General features: G+C 39.4%; 14 protein-coding genes. 8 read left to right on the top strand and 6 right to left on the bottom strand.

Annotated elements, in window-relative coordinates:
• Positions 1-32 precede the first annotated feature (32 nt).
• The 3 genes from CLV51_RS21485 to CLV51_RS21475 all read right to left on the bottom strand — a co-directional run bounded on the left by CLV51_RS21485 (position 33) and on the right by CLV51_RS21475 (position 5,557).
• The gene (locus CLV51_RS21485; protein ID WP_106530151.1) at positions 33-3,566 is read right to left on the bottom strand and encodes a SusC/RagA family TonB-linked outer membrane protein; all 3,534 of its coding nucleotides are present in this window, start codon (positions 3,564-3,566) and stop codon (positions 33-35) included.
• Positions 3,567-3,697: 131 nt separating this feature from the next.
• Entirely contained in the window at positions 3,698-4,882 is a 1,185-nt protein-coding gene (locus CLV51_RS21480) for a FecR family protein (RefSeq protein WP_106530150.1), read from the bottom strand.
• A 90-nt stretch (positions 4,883-4,972) separates the two neighbouring features.
• Positions 4,973-5,557 (bottom strand): sigma-70 family RNA polymerase sigma factor, encoded by a 585-nt coding sequence (locus CLV51_RS21475; protein WP_106530149.1) that lies wholly within the window; start codon positions 5,555-5,557, stop codon positions 4,973-4,975.
• A gap of 285 nt (positions 5,558-5,842) precedes the next feature.
• Here CLV51_RS21475 and CLV51_RS21470 point away from each other — a divergent pair, with 285 nt between their 5' ends.
• The 8 genes from CLV51_RS21470 (at position 5,843) to CLV51_RS21435 (ending at position 17,496) form a co-directional block, all read left to right on the top strand.
• Positions 5,843-6,358, top strand: coding sequence for a hypothetical protein (locus CLV51_RS21470; RefSeq protein WP_146151347.1), 516 nt, complete (start codon positions 5,843-5,845; stop codon positions 6,356-6,358).
• Positions 6,359-6,926: 568 nt separating this feature from the next.
• A complete protein-coding gene (locus tag CLV51_RS21465; RefSeq protein ID WP_106530147.1) occupies positions 6,927-7,454 on the top strand; it encodes a hypothetical protein in 528 nt (175 codons plus the stop codon).
• A 74-nt stretch (positions 7,455-7,528) separates the two neighbouring features.
• On the top strand, positions 7,529-8,140 hold the full coding sequence (locus CLV51_RS21460; RefSeq protein ID WP_106530146.1) for a hypothetical protein: 612 nt from the start codon (positions 7,529-7,531) through the stop codon (positions 8,138-8,140).
• Between the two features lie 21 nt (positions 8,141-8,161).
• Complete coding sequence (locus CLV51_RS21455) at positions 8,162-10,408, top strand: peptidase domain-containing ABC transporter (protein WP_106530145.1); 2,247 nt, start codon at positions 8,162-8,164, stop codon at positions 10,406-10,408.
• 2 nt (positions 10,409-10,410) lie between these two features.
• The gene (locus CLV51_RS21450) at positions 10,411-11,721 is read left to right on the top strand and encodes a putative HlyD family type I secretion protein (protein WP_106530144.1); all 1,311 of its coding nucleotides are present in this window, start codon (positions 10,411-10,413) and stop codon (positions 11,719-11,721) included.
• A 38-nt stretch (positions 11,722-11,759) separates the two neighbouring features.
• Complete coding sequence (locus CLV51_RS21445) at positions 11,760-13,505, top strand: galactosyltransferase-related protein (protein WP_106530143.1); 1,746 nt, start codon at positions 11,760-11,762, stop codon at positions 13,503-13,505.
• A 10-nt stretch (positions 13,506-13,515) separates the two neighbouring features.
• Positions 13,516-14,586 (top strand): lanthionine synthetase LanC family protein, encoded by a 1,071-nt coding sequence (locus CLV51_RS21440; protein WP_106530142.1) that lies wholly within the window; start codon positions 13,516-13,518, stop codon positions 14,584-14,586.
• A gap of 501 nt (positions 14,587-15,087) precedes the next feature.
• Positions 15,088-17,496 (top strand): ABC transporter permease, encoded by a 2,409-nt coding sequence (locus tag CLV51_RS21435; RefSeq protein ID WP_106530141.1) that lies wholly within the window; start codon positions 15,088-15,090, stop codon positions 17,494-17,496.
• A gap of 103 nt (positions 17,497-17,599) precedes the next feature.
• Here the strand turns inward: CLV51_RS21435 and CLV51_RS21430 are convergent, their stop codons facing one another.
• The 3 genes from CLV51_RS21430 to CLV51_RS21420 form a co-directional block, all read right to left on the bottom strand.
• Positions 17,600-18,046 carry a DUF1569 domain-containing protein gene (locus tag CLV51_RS21430; RefSeq protein WP_106530140.1) on the bottom strand — a complete coding sequence of 149 codons (447 nt, stop codon included), beginning with the start codon at positions 18,044-18,046 and terminating at the stop codon, positions 17,600-17,602.
• A 425-nt stretch (positions 18,047-18,471) separates the two neighbouring features.
• Positions 18,472-19,443, bottom strand: a complete 972-nt coding sequence (locus tag CLV51_RS21425) for a 3-keto-disaccharide hydrolase (protein WP_106530139.1) — start codon at positions 19,441-19,443, stop codon at positions 18,472-18,474.
• A 113-nt stretch (positions 19,444-19,556) separates the two neighbouring features.
• Positions 19,557-20,330, bottom strand: a complete 774-nt coding sequence (locus CLV51_RS21420) for a pseudouridylate synthase (RefSeq protein WP_106530138.1) — start codon at positions 20,328-20,330, stop codon at positions 19,557-19,559.
• Positions 20,331-20,446: the final 116 nt, after the last annotated feature.

Genomic DNA, 20,446 nt, shown 5'->3' with positions numbered 1-20,446 from the left:
CATTTTTGCGAGTAGTTATTATCTTCATATTATTAAAATTCAAAGTTAAAGCCACAGTTAAATTTGTATGGAATCGGATATCCATTACCCAGGTCATATCCATAAGGGTCCACATTTTCAGGATCTACACCGGTGTACCTTGTAAGAATGAATACATTACTCATTCCGCCATATACCCTCAATCTCCGGATATTTAATTTGTTGAGCCAGGCCGGCGAAAAATCATAGCTGACGTTTATGTTATTTAACCGTAAAAAACTTCCATCTTCCAGGAACATATCTGTATTCGTTTCATAGTTTCCGATGAAGTCATAACTGGAAAGACCGTAGTATCTCCATGGATTGAGCACCGGATATTTTGCATTGGTATGCTGAGGTGTCCAGAAATCCAGATCCGAAACATCCAGCAGGTTTCTTTGTCCGCCGGGATAGTTAACGTTTTCACTGGCTGTCCAGCTTACTCCACGGATACGATCGGCCTTCACTTTATTAAATACTTTATTTCCTACAGAGTAGTTAAAGAACAGATCCAGTTGAATAGTGGAGTTATTTTTAAACTTATAGCTGAAAGTCTGCGATACGCTTCCTGTAAATTTAGGATTAGGATCACCGCAATAAACCCTGTCAGAATTATCCATCACACCGATTCTGCCATCTCCATTCACATCCAGCAACATAATATCGCCGGCGCGGTAAGGGTCCTGCGAAGAAAAACCGCTGGTATTGGGATACAATTTTTTGCCGGTATATTTATTCACAGGCACTGAAGCATCATCAGGATATACACCTAAGTATTTCATCAGGTAAAAACCGTTCAGCGGACGGCCAATCTGCAGGTAAGGCTGTCCTACAGCGTAATTGCTCCTGGAAACGCTTCTGCCGAAATCCGGGAGTTTCGTCAGTTCATTGTGGTTAATGGCTCCGATTAAAGTTACGGAGTACTGAAAGTTTTTGCCCGGCTTTGTAATGTATCCGGTAATCGCCGCTTCATAACCCGTGTTTCGAACAGCCCCGCTGTTGATATAACGGGAAGCGTATCCGCTTGTTCCGTTTAGTGCATCGGGAAACAGGAAGCCATCTGTGTTTTTATTGTAATAGTCAAGCGACATAGTTAGCCTGCTGTTAAAAAACTCCAGGTCCATGCCCACACCGTGGTCCTTTGTGGTTTGCCAGGTCAGGTTAGGCAAGGCGATACCATTGCCACCTCCATAATTGGGAGCCAGTAAAGGTGTTCCGTTATAGGTAGCATTATCTCCGCTTTTCGTTAAATAGGCGCCCACAGCAAGATAGTTATCCTCGTACTGTGTACCGGATTTACCCATGCTGGCCCTGATCTTTCCAAAATTCAGCCAGCGGCCTATATTGTTACGAACAAATTTTTCTTCCGTAAATACCCATCCTCCTGAAACAGATGGGAAGTATCCCCACTGATTATTCTTTCCAAACTTGGAGGAACCATCGGCGCGTACTACTCCCTGTATAATATATTTTTTGTCGTAGTTGTAAGACAACCTTGAATAATAAGACAGCAGGCCATATTTTAGATTATGTGTTTCCAGTTTCAGGTTCGCCTGGGGATATCCCAGTATCACCTGCTGTGCATCACTCGGGCCACCGAATGCTGAACCGAATATGTTATTGTTTTCGCTGGTGTTGATGGTGTTGCCCACTACAAAATCAAAGGAGTGCTTTGATGGAAATGTGTGGTACAACCGCATAAAAGTTTCGCTGAGCAGATTGACCTTTTCCTGGGAATAATAGGAAGCTGCGGCCTTCATGTCTGTTCTGGTAGCTGATGGTTCGAACGTGCGTGTACGATAAAATTCATAATTACCGGATGCCCTGGAAGTGATATTCAGAAACTTGAAAACATCATAGCTGACCTCTAATTGCGCAAGCGCTCTTCTCGTCAGATCTATACTTACACCTTTGTTATAGGATTCCAGGAAAGCATCAAAAAAGCCGCTGTTGGGTCCGGGACGGAAAGAGGAGGAAAAATTATTTCCTACCACTGCTGCATTATATGTGTCACCTCTTTTCTGGCTGGCATCCGTCTGACTTAAATTTGCCCGGCCCGTGATGGTTAATTTGGGACTGGGTTTGAATATACCGTTATAGGTCAGCGCAAACCGGGAAAAGCCGGAGCCGAGCACAATACCTTTTTCCTTATAATAATCAACGCCTAACCTGTAGCTGGCATTTTCAGTGGCGCCACTAATGCCTAAATTAACATTCTTCAGGTCCGCGTCACGAAAGTATAGCTTTTGCCAGTCGGTGGAATTATTATAAAAACTATTCAGACTGTCTGACAGTTCAATGGGCATATCTGTAAAGCCGCCACCTACTTTGGAAGACTTATACTGATTATACAGATCAATCTTAAAATCACGTTCAGCCTTACCACCAAGTGTTTTGCGGAGAGCAGGATAATAAGTTAATCCATATTGTGTGTTTAAGGTTACAATGGGCTTTCCGATCTTGCCACGTTTAGTATTAATGATGATCACTCCGTTTGCACCTCTTGAACCATAAATGGCAGTAGCGGAAGCATCTTTTAATACATCAACAGATTCCAGATCAAAAGGGCTGAATCCGGCCAATACACTTGTAATTGCCTGACGCGGATCTGACGGATTGAATACATCCTGTTCCAGCGGAACGCCATCTATAATAAACAAGGGCGTGCTTACTACGCCGGAGTTAGCAGAATTAGAGAACGAAGCAAGGCCTCTTATCTGCACCATACTTCTTCCACCCGGCATACCGGAATTGTTCTGAACAACGAGGCCGGGGGCCAATCCCTGGAGCAGCCCTTCTATAGAACCACCTGGCTTATTCTGCAGCTGTGATCCTTTGATGGTTGATATCGCTGACGTAGTTTCCCTTCTTTTCTGCGTACCATATCCAACTGTTATATTAACTTCCTGGAGCTGTGAAGATGAAGGCTGCAGTGTTATCAACAGATTTTGTAAAGTACTTCTGACTAACTGGCTTTTAAATTCCTTACTGGCAACAGTTATCACCCCATTATTCAGGTGAAGCATTAAAGGATTGAACCCTATAGATGATATTAAAATACTCGCCTCTTCAGGAACGCCTGTGAGGGAAAATTTTCCGTTCTCGTCTGCGTTCGCGCCCTGTTTTGAGCCCTGTACCATAACAGTAGCGCCAATAATGGGCTGATTGTCGGGGCTGAGGATTCTTCCGGATAGGGAGGCCAGTGTCACTTGTCTGGAAGCCAGTACTGTTACAATTTTATCATTCACCTCAAATGTGAATGGCTGGCCTTTAAATACTTTTTCGAGCGCACTTTGTAAGGGCTCATCTTTTAACGTTACTGTTACCGGCAAGGCATTTTTGGCAAACCGGGCATCGAATACAAAAGAGTAGCCAGTCTGGGCTCTGATAGATTCGAGTACCTGCTCGAGCCGGGCGCCACTTACCTGGAGATTTACCTGCTGGGAAAAAACCGCAGCAGCAGTTACCAGATAATGGAGGGCAATAAGCAATAAGCAGGAGGCATAGCGCTTCCAACGGCCCATGCGGTGGCCACGTTGAATTCTCATAAATGTAATTTTAAAGAGATGATTGATGGTTGATAAATTCCGGATACTATTTCACTATTAATAGCCGGCTATAAGTCAATTAAAATTATACGTCAGTTTTTTTGCGATTGATGGTTGATATTATCCGGATATTATTTTTCTATCGTTAGCCGGTTATTAGTCAGTTTAAATTTTAAATCAGTTGTTTTTTCCATTGCTCTCAATAGCTGTGGCAACGGAGTACTCCTGGGCAGTTGTCCATATAATTTTTCTGGTGGCAGCGATGCAAAATCCACTTCAATATTGTACCATCGTTGCAACTGGTGTGCCACCACCTGCAGATCCGTATTGGAAAAATAAAACAGGTCGGACATCCAGGAAATATCTTCCTTGATATCAATCCTTTTCACCTGGAGCAGGTTATTTTCCAGCGTGGCCTGTTCACCCGGCCGGAGTAACCTTGAGTCCTTTCCGTTTTGCAGATCAAGTTTTATGCTGCCTTCCACCAGTGTGGTATTAATATATGGTTCGTCCGTATAGGCCTTCACGTTAAAGGCAGTGCCCAGCACCGAGATAGTTTGTCCGCCGGCTATCACAGCAAATGGCTTGCTTGCATCTTTAGCCACTTCAAAGTACGCTTCACCGGTTAGTTCTACTTTACGTTGCCCTTCAGGGAAATGTGTTGGGTAATGAATAGACGAGGCGGCATTTAACCAGACTTTACTGCCGTCAGGTAATACGAGCTTATAATGTCTTCCCCTGGGGATGGTAAGGGTATTAAAAACCATTTCAGCTGGTCCGATACCATCTGCATTCCCGGTATAAGTAAGCGTTTCCTTTCCGCTGTTAACAGCACGGGCTCCTTTTTGCTCAATGGTATGTCCTGTTCCTGTACTGTCCAGTACAAGCTGTTTGCCATCAGATAGTGTAAGCATCACATTTGCCGATGACTGAACAGGAGGAGGCATTGTTTGCGCAATTTTTCCCTTATCCGTTACTTGGCCGGCGAAAAATCTGTAAGAAAGCAGCGATAATAACAGCGCAAGACAGGCGGCTGCCCAGAGAAGAGCCGGTTTTAATCTAAATACGATGGGGTTAACATCAGGACTTTGCGTCCTATTTTCTTTATTAATACGGTCCAGTAAAGCGGCGGCCTGTTGGTCTGAAAACATATCTTCCTGTACTTCAATCTGCGCAGGTAGCTGGTCAAATAAATCATCATACAGCTGCCGGGCGTCCGGATCTGTCAGCAGCACAAATAGCTCCTGCCGCTCATTTTCAGTGGTGCTGCCGTTAACAGTTTTTTGAAATAAATATTTTAACCGGTTATGCTGCATATTCCCGCGACTTAAAGTCTATTCTAAATAGGTATTAATATAAAAGACAGTCAGAGGGGTAAAAAAGGAGATATGGAGATGAAAAAAAATTTATTTAAAAAAACGAATGGCTGCCAGTGTAAACAAAACAGTTACGCGCACTTTAATAAACTGATGAATGAATTTAAGGGCGAGCTGATTATATTTTTTCACCGAATCGGTGGATAAATTCATGCGGGTAGCGATTTCCGGGTTCCTGTAACCTTGCGCCCGCAGCAGAAAAACGGTTTTCTGCTGCGTAGGCAAAGCATCGATTGCTTTGTCCAGTATATCCAGGCGACCGTCAGGCTGGCTGTCTTCCAAGCTCTCTGGTATAAGTGCAAGCCGGGCGTACTCCGTTTGTTTCTTTTTTTCATTTACAACACTCACGAGGTAATTAAGTGTATGATTGCGCAGGAGAATAAAAAAATAGGCGTTAAAGGCTTTGATACCGGTCAGCTTTTCCCTGTCTTTCCAGAGCTTAACAAATAAATCCTGCAGTACTTCTTCGGTTTGTTCCCGGGAACCTATAATGGCATAGACAAGCCGACCAGCCTGATTAACATAACCATGAAAAAGCTTAGCAAACGCCTGCTCACTGCCGCTGGCGATTTGTTCCAGTATTTCACGTTCATTGTCGATGCAATTTAACCCCATGATCTCTCTTAAAAATTGGTTGATGGTTTAAACGGCCAGGTTAGTTTAAAAGGGATTGTGACAATATTAAGGATACTAAACAAGATTTCCTTATAAAATTTTCGCTAAATAGCATAGTAAGTTAACAAAAGGGAGGTACTGAGCTGATTTTATGCCCTGCAACTTTTACGAATAAAAAATATAGCTATCATGCAAATCAATCGCATACTTACAAGGAATACCTTAGTCATTATCTGCTTACTTTTATTTTTGCCTAGCACAGTTCATGCACAAGTAGATAAAAACATGAATTATTATATAAAGGCAGTAAACCTTGTTTATAAAAAGCCGGCTGGCTTTGTGGAAGTATATCCTGAGCTTCCCTATTTTGCAGGTAATCGAATTGTTCCTGACGCATTTGATTATGAATTGCAATCCGAAAAATCTGATATCACCATATGTGTAAGTATAATGGATCTTACCTCGATTAATGATGCTGCCATCATTAAATTTGATCATGAGGCGGATAAAAATGCAAATTTCATCCGGAAGATCCGGCTTTATGCTGATACGCTTCACGACCAGAATTTTTTCTTTCCTGAAAAATATGTGAAGCAGACCTTTCATGCCAGTGATGCCGCCATTTATAAATTAAATAATACCACTTCGTACAGAAATAAATATCCCTTTTGTAAGGTGCTTTCTATTCACAAAAAAGATAAGACCGATATTGAAATATCTTATTTCTATAATGAAAATAGCAAGCCTTATATAAAACAATGTATCACGCAAACACAGGAAATGCTCACTTTTAAGGAGTAGTTGTGCCGGACTTCTCTCCTTCCCGACTATTCTTTTCATAGCCAAGATTGGTCTACCCATTTCTATATGATGGAACACTAATTGTTGGTATGGTTGATAAGATTCATTTTTAATCAGATTTTAATTTAAAGTATTTAAGAAAAGCTTTATTTTTCCAATGAGAAGTTTAAAATAATTTCCTGACTATTCTTAATAAAAAGTGAACAATGCAGCATACTTAACAATTTTAATTTTTGTCAACCAGGAATAGTATTTAGAGAATGTGTTAACTGGAATATCTCAGAGATGTGAGTTTGATAACCATCTTGTATAACCCCGACCTCTCTACTATTTTTTTAATTTTACCTGTCCATTACCTATTTTTCCTTTACTATAGGGATATCCGTAAATCTGTTTTAATCATAACGCAATGCATAAATGCGTAGTGAAACCTCTATGAATATATCCGACTAAGATTTTTTACATTCTTTAGAACATAAAATATTTGTGGCCACAAGGGAATATTGCACTGTATGCCCTGCAACAGCCATGTTGCTTAAAACGAGTGCGTTACTATTTAATTCTATTTATGCAAAAACTAAAAAAGCTCTCTCTCAGCAGCCTGGAAAACGAAGCCCCGGTTTTGCGGGAAATTGACCAGGAGAAAATTTTCGGTGGTAGCGTACCCATTACTACATTACCTTTTTGTTATTTTGATTCACTGGAATACATTGATCAACAATGCGGAGGAACCAATGATGAGAATTTCTATCTCAACTCTTTTGGCCACCAATATGGTTATGGATATATGCAGACCGGAGTTACTGCTGCTCAGGCAAACACATTTACTAGTGAGTATTTTAACACTACACCGAATCTTGCTACCAATCAGTGGCAGGGTTATGTTGCCAACGGAGGCATGATTATGACGGACATATATCAGGGCGTAGATTCATCAGGGCAAGCATATTCACATGCTGTAGTAATAACCGGCTATAATTCCACAACCGGTCAATACTCTTATCATGATGCAACAGACAAAACTAGTAGTACCGCGGGTGCCTCTTTCTTCAATGCATCATTAGCTATTGGGGTAAATGGCACGTGCCTTCCATAACCACATAATTAATTGATGAAAGTAGTGGCACCTTTGAGGTGCCACTACTTTTACGAATAAAAAACATAGCCATTATGCAAACTAACAACGTTCTTACCAGAAAGGTTTTAGTCATTACCAGCACACTTTTATTGCTGCATAGTATAGTTTATTCGCAGGTAGATAAATACATGAATAACTGTATCAAAGCATATGACCTCGTTTATAATAAGCCGGCTGGCTTTGTGGAAGTATATCCAGAGCTTCCCTATTTTGCCGGAAACAGAATTGTTCCTAATGCATATATTTATGAATTGCAATCCGAAAAATCTGATATCACCATATGTATAAGTGTAATGGACCTTGCCTCAATTAATGATTCTGCCATCATTAAATTTGATCCCATGGCAGATAGAAACGCAAATTTCATCCGGAAGATCCGGCTTTATGCTGATACGCTTCACGACCAGAATTTTTTCTTCCCTGAAAAATATGTGAAACACACCTTTCATGCCAGTGATGCTGCCATTTATAAATTGAATAATACCACCTCGTACAGAAATAAATATCCCTTTTGCAAGGTGCTTTCTATTCACAAAAAAGATAAGACCGACATTGAAATATCTTATTTCTACAATGAAAGTAGCAAGCCCTATATAAAGCAATGTATCAAGCAAACACAAGAAATGCTCACTTTTAAGGAGTAGCTGTTCTTTTAAAAAATTCACATGATTTTCAGATCATTCCCAAATGAAAGGCAATATGACAAAATGGATTGCGGGCCTACTTGTTTGAAGTTAATTGCCAGGCATTATGGTACGTTTTATTCCCTGCAATACCTGCGTGATAAGTGCGGCATTACCAGACAAGGGGTTACTTTATTGGATCTTAGTCATGCTGCTGAAAATATAGGACTTAGAACTTTATCCATTAAGGCTACTGTTCAGTTACTATATGAAAAAGTGCCACTCCCTTGTATTATACATTGGAATAATAGTCATTTTATAGTTGTTTATAAAGTTGGCAGAAAAAAGGTTTATGTATCAGATCCTGCAGCCGGGTTATTAACCTATACCTACGAGGAATTTGTAAATAATTGGTATCCCGCCGGGGAAGATGCAGGTATTTTATTGGCATTGGAGCCTCAGGCTAATTTTAAACAATATCTTGCAAATGAGAAGATAGAGAAAAGAAAAACCTTTCAGCATATCCTTGCCTATTTTACTCCTTATAAGAAAAGTTTTTTAAATCTTTTTGTCGTAATGCTTTTTGTAACGGGCTTGCAAGGACTGTTACCATTTATTTCAAAAGCAGTAATTGACGTAGGTATTCAAACCAGGGATATTACATTCATAAATATTGTGCTTTTTGCAAATATTGTTATCCTCGTTAGTGTAATGTTATCAAATGCAGCCCGGGACTGGATTTTATTACATGTAACTGCACGCCTCAATATTGCATTAATTTCAGATTACCTGATAAAACTAATGAAGTTGCCGGTTACTTTTTTTGAAACAAAACTAACTGGTGACATCCTGCAACGGGCAAACGATCATGAACGTATCAGGAGCTTTATTACAAATAATTCTATCAGCCTTATCTTCTCTACACTAACTTTTATTGTTTTTAGTATCATATTGCTTACGTTCGATCCTATTATCTTTTCCATATTTCTGGTAGGCAGCGTTGTGTATATTGGTTGGGTGCTATTATTTATAAAGGTCAGGAAAAAATTAGATTGGGAATACTTTGAGCTGAATGCTAAAAATCAAAGCTATTGGGTGGAAACGATAGAAGGAATGCAGGATATAAAAGTGAATAACTATGAAAAAAGCCGTAGATGGAAGTGGGAAAACATTCAGGCCAGATTGTATAAAGTTAACAGGAACGTACTATCTATAAACAATGTTCAACAATCCGGAGCGCAGTTTATTGATAATATCAAGAATTTAACCATTACATTTTATTGCGCCAAAGCTGTTGTCAATGATAGAATAACTTTTGGTGTGATGATATCTACTCAGTTTATCATTGGTATGCTTAATACTCCTGTTAGCCAGTTTATTCAATTCGTTATTTCTGCCCAATTTGCCAAAATTAGTTTTATGCGCCTGAACGAAATTCATCAGCTTGATGATGAAGATGAGGAGGTGGGCAAGAATGATATCCAGTTAAGCGCAGATAAAAATATTTTTGTGAAAAATGTGGCTTTTCAATATAGTGTAAACGGGCAGCTTGTATTAAAAAACATCTATCTGAATATACCACAAGGTAAGGTCACCGCAATCGTAGGGGATAGCGGAAGTGGAAAATCTACACTGATGAAGTTATTACTCCGCCTGTACAAACCATCTTATGGAGAGATCATAATGGGAGGTTTGAATATCAATAACATTAATCTAAAGCAATGGCGGTCTATGTGTGGAGTAGTAATGCAGGACGGGAAAATATTTAGTGAAACCATTTTGAATAATATAATCATGGCTGATGACAAAGTAGATTTTGTGAGATTCAGACATGCTGTTGAAACAGCAAATATTGCAACAGAGATAGAACAATTGCCACTTGGATATGAAACCATTATTGGAGAAACAGGAAGAGGGCTGAGCGGTGGACAAAGGCAACGTATACTTATTGCCAGAGCTTTGTATAAGAATCCTGATTTTTTGTTTTTTGACGAGGCTACTAATGCATTAGACACTATTAACGAACAAAAAATAGTAGATGCACTGGATAAAGCATTTACAGGGAAAACGGTAGTTGTAATAGCCCATAGATTAAGTACTATCAGAAAAGCAGATCAGATCATTGTAATGCAGCAAGGGGGCATAGTTGAAATTGGTTCTCATGAAACGCTTATAGAAAAAAAAGGAAGATATTTTCAGTTGGTACAGTCACAGGGAAATATAACACTACCTTCTTATAAAAATGAAGATGATAAAAGTATTCAGCCATTAAAAGTTACTGAAAATTAGGCATGCAACAGGTAGTAAAAAAACAGGAACGAACGGAAGAAATACAACATATTATTGATAGAATGCCTACAAAGTTTGGCGTCTATGTTGCATTCATTGTATTTTCATTTGCTATTGCAATGATTGGATTCGGATGGTTTATAAAATACCCTGATATCATTACCGGACAAATTGTTATTAATTCAACCGGTTCACCAATAAAACTGATCGCTAACACTTCCGGTAAATTACTTTTAAATAATCATCGATCAATGGATGACGTAAAAGAGGGAGACTATCTGGCTATTATTGCCAATCCGGCAAAACAAGAAGACATTGTTCAATTAAAAAGTCACCTGAGCAAGCTCAGTTTAGGAGATCTTTTAGGCAGAAACTATTTGGCTGGCTTTTCCAGAAATGTTTCATTGGGTGAAATAAGTGCAAAGTATTTTGCTTTTTTAAGTAGTTATGAACAATTCATCACCTATTATAGTCAAAACCTGCTGGAAAAGCAGGAAGAAGTATTGAAAACACAACTCTCGGAACAAAAAGATATATCTGGCGTAACCACTGAAAGGCTTTTGACTAGTAAGGAAAGCCTTTTTCTGATGGGTAAATCTCATCACCGTGATTCTTTACTTTTTTATGATAAAGTATTGGCTGAAGCTGATTATGAAAAATCTAAGATGAGCTTTCTTGGAACAAAAGATAATTATAATAGTATGCTCAAAGAAGATATGACTTTGAAAGAGCAAATACAGGAAACAATTAACAAATTACAACAACTGGAAATTCAGAAAAATGAGAAAGAGATGCAATTAAAGTTGGAGCTCATCTCCTCTTATACGGCATTACAGGATGATTTTAAAGTGTGGGAAGAAAAGTATGTCTTAAAATCTCCAATTAATGGGAAGATGCAATTCCTGAAGTTTTGGAGTAATGAGCAGTTTGTATCCCAGGGAGAACCTGTCTTCACAATTTTGCCCACTAAGCGTAAAACACTCGGTCAACTGATGTTACCAGCTGAAGGTGCTGGTAAAGTAGCTCGCCATCAGGAGGTTGTGATAAAGCTACTGAGCTATCCATATGAGGAGTATGGTACACTGAAAGGACATGTCTCTGAGATATCTCTTACAACCAATACAATGAAAACAGAAAAAGGAAATATGGAGAATTACCTTGTTACAGTTGATTTGCCGGAAAAACTTGTCACCAGTTATGGAACACAGTTGAATGATCAATATGAAATAATTGGTAACGCTGAAATAATTACGAGCGATCGTACTTTAATCAGCCGATTGTTCGACAATCTGAAATATGTAGCAAAAAAGTAAGCAATTGAGAAGAGTAAATATTGTTTAAAACCGACATCATGCTTTTTATTTCCGCGCAACCTGATGATTATTATTTTCTATGGCAAATACAATTACAATTATTTAACCTGCACCAACTTGGCATATCACCCGGTAATATCCATGTATTAATTGCCTATGATCCTCAGGTAGGCCTCCGGCACTATTTTGCGGATTTCATCCGTAGTAGCGGAAAAGCAGTTTTTTATGTATACCCTGATAACCGTCTTCACAGAAATTACCCGTCGTCCATTCGGCCGCATATCCTGAAGCAACATTTTAAGTGTTTCCCGGAATTGAAGGAAAGTCCCGTATTTTATATGGATGCTGATGTGTTGTTCCGTAGTATACCCGATTTTGAGAAATTATTGAAAGATGATTGCTGGTATGTTTCTGATACCCGTAGCTATCTGAATACTGCGTATATAAAACAAACCGGAGGAGAACAATTATTCCTGCAAATGTGCGAAACGGTTAATATTCCGGCAGAAATAGTACAGGCTAATGATGGAGATACAGGAGGAGCACAATATCTTATGAAAAATTTGTCTTACAGCTTCTGGAACAAAGTGGAAGATGATTGTGAACAGCTATATATTCTGATGAACACGCACAATAACAGAGAAGCAGAAAAAACTTATCTGCAATCAGGTGCGATGAGGAGTGAATATAAAGGCATCCAATCATGGTGCGCGGATATGTGGGCTGTATTATGGAATGCCTGGTTGATAAAGCAGAAAGTGAAAATAAGTGAAGAACTAGATTTTTGCTGGCCTGAAAATCATATTAGCAAATGGCATCGGCATAAATTGCTCCATTATAGTGGTGTAAGCAGAAATGCAAATTCAGGGGCTTTTTGCAAAGGGGATTATGTTCATTCAAACCCGTTTCATGCATCGTTGGACGATATTAATCAGCATACCTGTAGTTTTGCAATAGCCGGATTAATAAAGGAATACCGGATGGAAATAGAGGCTGCGCGCATCCCCATGAGAGATATGACCTTTTTGATTCCGGTGCGTATTGATTCCCCGGATAGATTGCAAAACCTGTTGCTGATAATTAGTTATCTTACGAAATATTTTGATACCAATATAATAATTGGAGAATCTGACCGTATTCCACATGTTCCGGTGAACAAGCTGCCACCATCCTGCACTTATCATTTTTTGCCGGATGTCAGCCCTCTTTTTAACCATACACATATAAATAATTTTCTCGTAAAAAGAGCAAAAACACCTTTAATCGCTATATACGATACAGATGCTATTGTTCCTGTTAACCAAATAACTACTGCAATCAATTTATTAAGGGCGAACAAAGCAGACGCTGTTTCTCCCTATTACGGCCAGTTTGTAGCAATAGATAAGTTATTTAAAGGCATGTTCAAAAAAATACTGGACCCACAGCTGTTTGTATTAAATATTGATAAGTTTACCACAGCTACATACCGGTCATGGGGAGGCGCTATTTTTATTAAAAAGGGAGTATTCCTTGCAGCAGGAATGGACAACGAATATTTTAAAAGCTGGGGGCCGGAAGATATAGAACGTGTGAAGCGAATGAAGAATCTCGGGTATCATGTTCGTCGTGTGGAAGGAGCATTGTTCCATCTACCCCATGAGCGTCTGACCAATTCTGGATATTCAAATAACAAGGTACATCTGGATTACATGCGTGAATACATCAGTATATGCAATATGGAAAAAGCACAATTGGAATCATATATAGATAAGTGGAGCTGGATAAAAACTGGCGAACTATAAATTTTGAAGAATGATAACTCTTTTAGATCAACTTATTTCTTCCTTTACATTTGAGGAAACGGCTCATGTGCATGATAATGGATTGTTTCATGGCAAATCCGGCCTCGCTATGATCCATTTTCTTCTTCACCAATACTCAGGTAATGTTACCTACAGTGAACATGCATTATTATTATTAAATGAAGTCAGTGAAAATATATCTGCAGTAAAAGAAGCGGGATTTGAAAACGGACTCGCTGGTATTGGCTGGTCTATAGAATGGGCAGCGCAAAACAAAATGCTGGACATTAATACGGACGAAATACTTGAAGATGTAGATGCCATCATTTATAAAGCAATTATGTATGCTCCTGATAAAACGTTCTTTTTAGCCAACGGCACTTTAGGGAAATTGTTTTATTTCTTTAAAAGATTCGAAAGTAGAAATCAAGGGCAGCACATGTATAAGAGATTATATTTAGAAGAGTGTTTGGTCATGCTCACAGATGAATTATGGGATAAAATCTCAGAAGCTTCACAAACACCTGATATTTATAATACGGCAAATGATATCATTTTATTAGAAAATTTTGGGCACGCACTTGTTTTTTTGAGTACCTTTTTACAGCGCAGGATAAACCAGGTGACGGTGGAAAAAACATTATACATCCTGGTAGATAAAGTAGCAGGAATATTAATGCCCATATTGAATAATACCAAAAACTCATTAGCTCCTGAAGGCCCGATATTGGTTGCTTATCAATACCTGGCAACCTGTTATTACCTGGCCGGTAAATATCATCAGCATAACGTATGGGAAAAACAGGGGTATGAATTAATGCAAATTTTGAGCAGAAAGGATATGAATGATGAAAATCAGCGAATGGAGCAGCAATTGAAAGCCATAAGTACCCGTGCGCTAATGCATTTATATTTAGAGTCCCCTATAGTGGGGAACGATTGGAGTAATTACCTGCAATTGACAGCCTTTAAAAATTTGCCCTTGAAATTATCAGGTGGAAGAGGTGCATTATTGCTGACTGTACTAAGCTTGAATTATAAGGAATTTATTGGTAGTTGGCAGGAATTACTAGCTATTTGATTTTAATATATTATTAGATTCAATAAAGAAAATGGGACAAGCCTTGTTTTAAAGGGACTATTTCACTAAGTGTGTAAAAGTCAAAAATCAGGGTTCAGAATCAGGGTTATATTTTGACCCTTTTATCAAAAATAGTTAAAAACTGATTTAGGTGTAATAGTCAAGATTTAATCGTACAATATTCATTGCCTAAGCATCAAATCATCTTCCAATTCAACTTTCTTCAGTGACTAAAAAAATGCGTATAAGCGAGACATCAAATTGCAGAAATGAACACCGGCTGTATCGAATGTGAACAGTTTTATTCAATTTACAATTCTTATATATTTGATTGTCAATAAAATATGAAATGGGCATTATTTTGGGTCCGGCAGTATCAAACTACCTGCAGGTTTCCTGTTTTTGATGCCGAACCTGTTAAAAAATTTCACCGGGCCTCGCAAAGATGATGGAGTCCGCAAACTGGTCAATAACTTTCAGAAATGAACTAACTATGCTAATATGTTAAAAAGTTATTTCAAGTCCGCCTGGCGGCGCCTCCTGAGGGACAGACAATTTACTATCCTTAATTTGATTGGGCTCTCAACCGGCCTGGCTGGTGCGCTATTGATTTGTTTGTGGGTAAGTGATGAGATGAGCGTCGATAAATTTCACGAAAAAGACAGGCAACTATATCAGGTGATGAATAACCTGAAAACTTCACAGGGCATCCATACATTTGATATAACGCCCGTACCTCTGTCGGAAGCATTAGTAAAAGAAATGCCCGAAGTGGAATATGCGGTAGCTGTAAATGATTTTTTTAACTGGCAAAGCAAGGACGGCATTCTGTCATCCGGAAACAAGCATATACAGGCACAGGGCTGGCATGCCGGCAAAGATTTTTTTAATGTGTTTTCCTATGACCTTATCCTGGGAAATAAAGACCAGGCGTTGGCTGATGAAAACGATATTGTGATATCGGCGACACTAGCAAAAAAATTGTTTTATACTACAGGCAACGCTATTGGAAAAACCCTGGAATGGAATTACCCGTTCTACAAAGGCGTATTCCGGGTTTCCGGTATTTTTAAGGATCCTCCTGCTAACTCTACCAGCCATTTTGACTTCGTACTCAATATCGGGGTATTACTGAAAAATGACCGCGAGGCAAAGAACTGGACGAACTATCTCGCTAAAACGTATTTGACTTTAAGAAAGGGAACAAATGTTGGTCAGTTTAATGAAAAGATTGCCGGGTACTTAAAAACAAAGAATCCTGGATTAGATCCTTTTTCATTGTTTCTTCAGCAATACTCTGCAAAATATCTCAACGGTAAATATGAAAACGGGGTACCGGCAGGCGGAAGAATCGCCTATGTAAGGCTGTTTTCCATTATTGCCTTGTTCATATTGCTTATTGCGTGTATTAATTTTATGAACTTGTCTACTGCACAGGCTTCAGGAAAAATGAAGGAGGTAGGGGTGAAAAAAGCGATAGGTGCAAGCAGGAAATCGTTAATTATTCAATTCCTTGCAGAATCCATACTTATGGCTTTCTTATCACTATTCATTGCGTTTGCTATCATAGCCTTGATTCTGCCTCAATTCAACGCTATTACAGCCAAGCATATTGAACCGGACAATGTCGCCGGTTTTATATTGCCTGCGGTAGCCATTACCTTATTTACCGGAATTATTTCGGGCTGCTACCCTGCATTTTATCTTTCCCGTTTTAACGCGGTAGCTGTGTTAAAGGGAAGGCTCAGCACTTCGTTTGGGGAACTATGGGTACGCAAGGGGTTGGTTGTGGTTCAATTTACCATATCGGTCATTTTTATTATAGGTTTTTTAATCATCAATGAACAAATTAAATACTCTCAAACCAAGAACCTTGGATATAATAAAGACAATATCTTGTGCTTTCAATGGAAAGGAGCATTGTATAACCGTTGGAATGGATTATCAGAGGGAAAGTCAAATGACAGGTTCGAAGCCTTTATGGCGGGACTAAAAAATGTACCGGGAGTTATAAGTGCAACAAATATGCCCGGTAATATTCTGGACCAGATCCCCCTCCAATCCGGTGTTTCCTGGAGAGGGCAGGCAACGGATCAGAATTATCTCTTTCAATCACCTATGGTAGGTTATGACTTTCTTGAAACCCTTGATATGAGACTTAAAGAAGGTCGATCCTTTTCAAGGATGTATAACGACGACTACTCGAAAATTATATTAAATGAGGCAGCCGTTAAAATGATGGATCTTAAAAATCCGGTGGGTAAAAACATTGATCTCAATGGGAAAAGTCAAATTATCGGCGTGGTTAAAGATTTTCATTATGGGTCACTCCATAATTCCATAGAACCCCTCATTTTAAGGTTTGACCCCACCGGGCCAAATATCATGGTGAGAATAAAAGCCGGAATGGAAAGAAATACCGTAGAACAACTTAAAAGGTACTATAGTGAATTCCTTCCCGGCTATACGTTTGACTTTACATTCATGGATGATGATTACCAGGCATTGTACGCTTCAGAGATGCGTGTAGCCGCTTTATCCCGCCATTTTGCTGTTCTGGCTATTCTTATATCTTGCCTGGGCTTGTTTGGCCTTACTGCCTTTACCGCACAGAAAAGACAGCGGGAAATCGGCATCCGCAAGGTCCTGGGGGCAACTGTCAGTGATGTATTGATCATGCTATCGGGGGACTTTTTAAAGCTGGTATTTTTTGCTGTCGTTATCGCTCTGCCTGTGGCATGGTGGGCTATGAACAAATGGCTTCAAGGTTTCTCAGATCGGGTGACTATCAATTGGTGGCTTTTTATTGTTCCTGGTATGATGGCGTTATTGCTTGCTTTGATTACAGTGAGTTTCCAGTCAATAAAGGTAGCAATCACCAATCCGGTGAAAAGTTTAAGGGTCGAATAAATTTAGTTTCATTTGTAAGCTGAAGTGTTCACTGCAATTTACTATTTGTCAGTTCAAATAGTGGCCATTACAGATAAAGGTCAAAATAATCCACTTGCATCCTCTAACTATTAAACTGCCGCAGATGGTGATCGGTATGTTTATAAGCTAAGTAGCCGCTTTGCTCCTTTGTTACTTTCCCTAAAAAAGCGTGCATAAATTCCAGGTTTGAACAATTGGCATGTTCATTTATCAGCGTAATCCAATACCGCTTTTCAGCTGCTATATCGCCCTTGTCTTCTTTAACCTTAATTTCCGGAATAGTAGTAAGGTTTCGTTTGACGGGTCTATCATCACCTATTAATTCCTTCATGGCCATTTTACCAAAAAGGCGGCCAATGAATATTCGTCTAAACTTTTTCTTTCCCAATAACATTTCCTCATACAGGGTACAATGTTTCAGCATTTGGAAGAGATTCATTTTGCCCCATTGAGCCGTGCTGTTTTCGTTAAGTTGATTAATCCTGTCGATCAATTCCTCTCTTGTTGTTTTGTCAAATATTGTTTTCATGTTTCTTGATAAATTTTGAAATTACAAGGACATTTAAACACCTTTTGCGTTTAAAATTATTTACGTAAAGAACAGGCATTACTTAAAACTTCATTTCTCCAAAATTGCTATTTTTTAATCCAACCCTGTTTTTCAGCAAAACAATCTCAATTAAAGGGTTAATAGTGATCTTATTAGGTGTGCTTTTATTTTTTGGTGCTGAAATTGGGTAAACACTTCAATGATGAGCTTTCGCTGCACGCTCATAAAAAATATTTTCCGCGAGTATTGTGTAGACCATGGATTGGCTGTGCACAAGCTTTATTATAGCGTAAAAAAGAAAACCCCGCGACTAGCGCGAGGTTTAAAACTCTCCTGTGATTCCTTGGGACTATATTAATTTACAACTTATAACAGCCTGGAACCAGCAACACTATCAGGCACCTTTATTTTGCAGGTGTAATAACAATATTCCTGAATTCAATAGGTCCATGATCTCCCTGAAAATAGATTGGGCCGGGTTCTCCCTCGTTACTATCCAGTGCTCCACCAGTGATGCCGGGGATTTCCTGGTTGCAGATGATGGTTTTGCCATTTGCGACAACAGTCACTATACGGCCTACCAGCGTAATATCAAAAGTTTGCCATTGTCCTGGATTTAAAACAACCATTTCATTCGGCACTAAAAAACCGTATATACCACCAAACAGATGGCTGGATGGATGTTCAGTCTTAGGATTATCTATGATTTGTGTTTCATAACGGCCTCTCAGATAAACCCCGCTGTTACTGTTTTTCTGATACCTGAATTCCACATGCAGTTTAAAATCTGTAAAGGTTTGTTCAGAGATCAGATTGGCTCCTGAATGAGGACTGGTCAAGATACCGTCTTTAACGATCCATTGATTTTCTCCTAATGCTTTCCAGCCACTTAGATCTTTCCCATTAAATAATCTGACAGGCTTACCCCAAACAGGTACTGAAGTCCTGATAAGGTCAGGTGCCTTCACACCGGTAAAAGCGTAGGTTTGACCGCTGCTGGTATGAATAGTACCACTGATTCCTGCAGCTGTCAGCGTTCCCTCCAGCGACAGATCCTTGTCTTCCGATTCCCATTGTGGCGGGATCGAGAAGCTGAATTTGCCATTATCAAAGGTCACTTTGGAGATCGGTCTGGCACTTCCGCCGGTACTGACAAAACGCCCTACCAGTGTATGGAAACCGGAAAGTTCAACTTCAAGCCAGGAAGGCTTCTCTGTTACATTTTCATTAACCTTAATATCCCAACGACCTATCAGGGATCCACCTTTAACGGCATCGGCCTTAATAGCTGCTACTTGTCCCATTACATTGGAAGAATTCGCCATCCCCAGTCCCATACAGCATATTAGACCTGCGATAATACATTTTCTATTCATGTTCAAGATCATATTTGTTGAAGAAAGATATAAAGATAAATATTAGATTCCTGTTCTAATAGCCCTTTATTTGGCTTATTTCAACTCAGAGATCACTTATGCCATCCATTCTGTCAGGTGAGCATGTGCGCCAGTATAGATGCGCATTTTTCACGGCACGGAGGATAAAAGTGACCGTGTTTCCAGTAAGCCGATTTTGGAGATAAGCCCCACCAGAATTCTGCCAGCGCCAATGGTTCCATCTCATGACGAAAGGCATATTGTAACAGTTTCGGAGCAGCACACTCCCCGGCACCAGCAGGCGGTTTCTTATAAACAGTATTCTCAAAAATTTCAATTAAGCTTTTTGATTCACCAGCCCTGTTCAAAAAATGGTACTGTTCAAAAATTTTATTTTGTAAGGAGATGGAATGCGTTTTCCGTAATATTTTCAGGAGACGGATCTGTTCAGCATGTATCTCGTGATTAAACGATTCAAGGGAATTTATTTCCTCATTAATCCCGGTAAGCTTTGTCATGCCGGCATTCACAAAACCTCCGGCTACCAGTCCGTCGAAGATTGGCGGAACAAATTTAGCATGATGATTTCCGCCCGCTAATTTGCCCGAAAATGCTGCCAGGTAACCCAGCTCACCATCCTTCGTTCGAACGATCAACACGCCGAACATCTTCCCAATAATTACGCCTTCTGTTCCGGATGACAAACCAAAATTATGCTTCCATTCCTGTTGAGACTCCAGATGTAACTGTAGCTTGCTTGCTGCCAGTATGCAAAGCGGGTGCGGTGCATCGTCTAATGAAAAAGTAAGCCCTGCGGCTAGTGCATTAATCTCTGTTGATTCGTCAAAAGGGCAGAACGCTGACTTCTCATAAACCAGGCTATCCATTATTGACGTTATAATATTTAATAAAAAAGCTTCAGAAAAATCTGAAGCTTTTTTCGTGATCCCCTTGGGATTTCAGTGCTATTCTTCAGTTCTTTAATAGACTAGTTATATTGTTA

It is taken from the genome of Chitinophaga niastensis (genome assembly GCF_003014755.1).
Classification (GTDB): domain Bacteria; phylum Bacteroidota; class Bacteroidia; order Chitinophagales; family Chitinophagaceae; genus Chitinophaga; species Chitinophaga niastensis.
The sequence above is the reverse complement of the archived record's forward strand: the minus strand, read 5'-3'. Positions and strand labels throughout refer to the sequence as shown.

Coding starts and splice junctions, on each gene's coding strand:
- CLV51_RS21460 (WP_106530146.1), top strand. CDS start 7,529: ATGCAAACTAACAACGTTCTTACCAGAAAGGTTTTAGTCATTACCAGC.
- CLV51_RS21435 (WP_106530141.1), top strand. CDS start 15,088: ATGTTAAAAAGTTATTTCAAGTCCGCCTGGCGGCGCCTCCTGAGGGAC.
- CLV51_RS21480 (WP_106530150.1), bottom strand. CDS start 4,882: ATGCAGCATAACCGGTTAAAATATTTATTTCAAAAAACTGTTAACGGC.
- CLV51_RS21470 (WP_146151347.1), top strand. CDS start 5,843: ATGAATTATTATATAAAGGCAGTAAACCTTGTTTATAAAAAGCCGGCT.
- CLV51_RS21420 (WP_106530138.1), bottom strand. CDS start 20,330: ATGGATAGCCTGGTTTATGAGAAGTCAGCGTTCTGCCCTTTTGACGAA.
- CLV51_RS21445 (WP_106530143.1), top strand. CDS start 11,760: ATGCTTTTTATTTCCGCGCAACCTGATGATTATTATTTTCTATGGCAA.
- CLV51_RS21440 (WP_106530142.1), top strand. CDS start 13,516: ATGATAACTCTTTTAGATCAACTTATTTCTTCCTTTACATTTGAGGAA.
- CLV51_RS21425 (WP_106530139.1), bottom strand. CDS start 19,443: ATGAATAGAAAATGTATTATCGCAGGTCTAATATGCTGTATGGGACTG.
- CLV51_RS21475 (WP_106530149.1), bottom strand. CDS start 5,557: ATGGGGTTAAATTGCATCGACAATGAACGTGAAATACTGGAACAAATC.
- CLV51_RS21455 (WP_106530145.1), top strand. CDS start 8,162: ATGATTTTCAGATCATTCCCAAATGAAAGGCAATATGACAAAATGGAT.
- CLV51_RS21485 (WP_106530151.1), bottom strand. CDS start 3,566: ATGAGAATTCAACGTGGCCACCGCATGGGCCGTTGGAAGCGCTATGCC.
- CLV51_RS21465 (WP_106530147.1), top strand. CDS start 6,927: ATGCAAAAACTAAAAAAGCTCTCTCTCAGCAGCCTGGAAAACGAAGCC.
- CLV51_RS21450 (WP_106530144.1), top strand. CDS start 10,411: ATGCAACAGGTAGTAAAAAAACAGGAACGAACGGAAGAAATACAACAT.
- CLV51_RS21430 (WP_106530140.1), bottom strand. CDS start 18,046: ATGAAAACAATATTTGACAAAACAACAAGAGAGGAATTGATCGACAGG.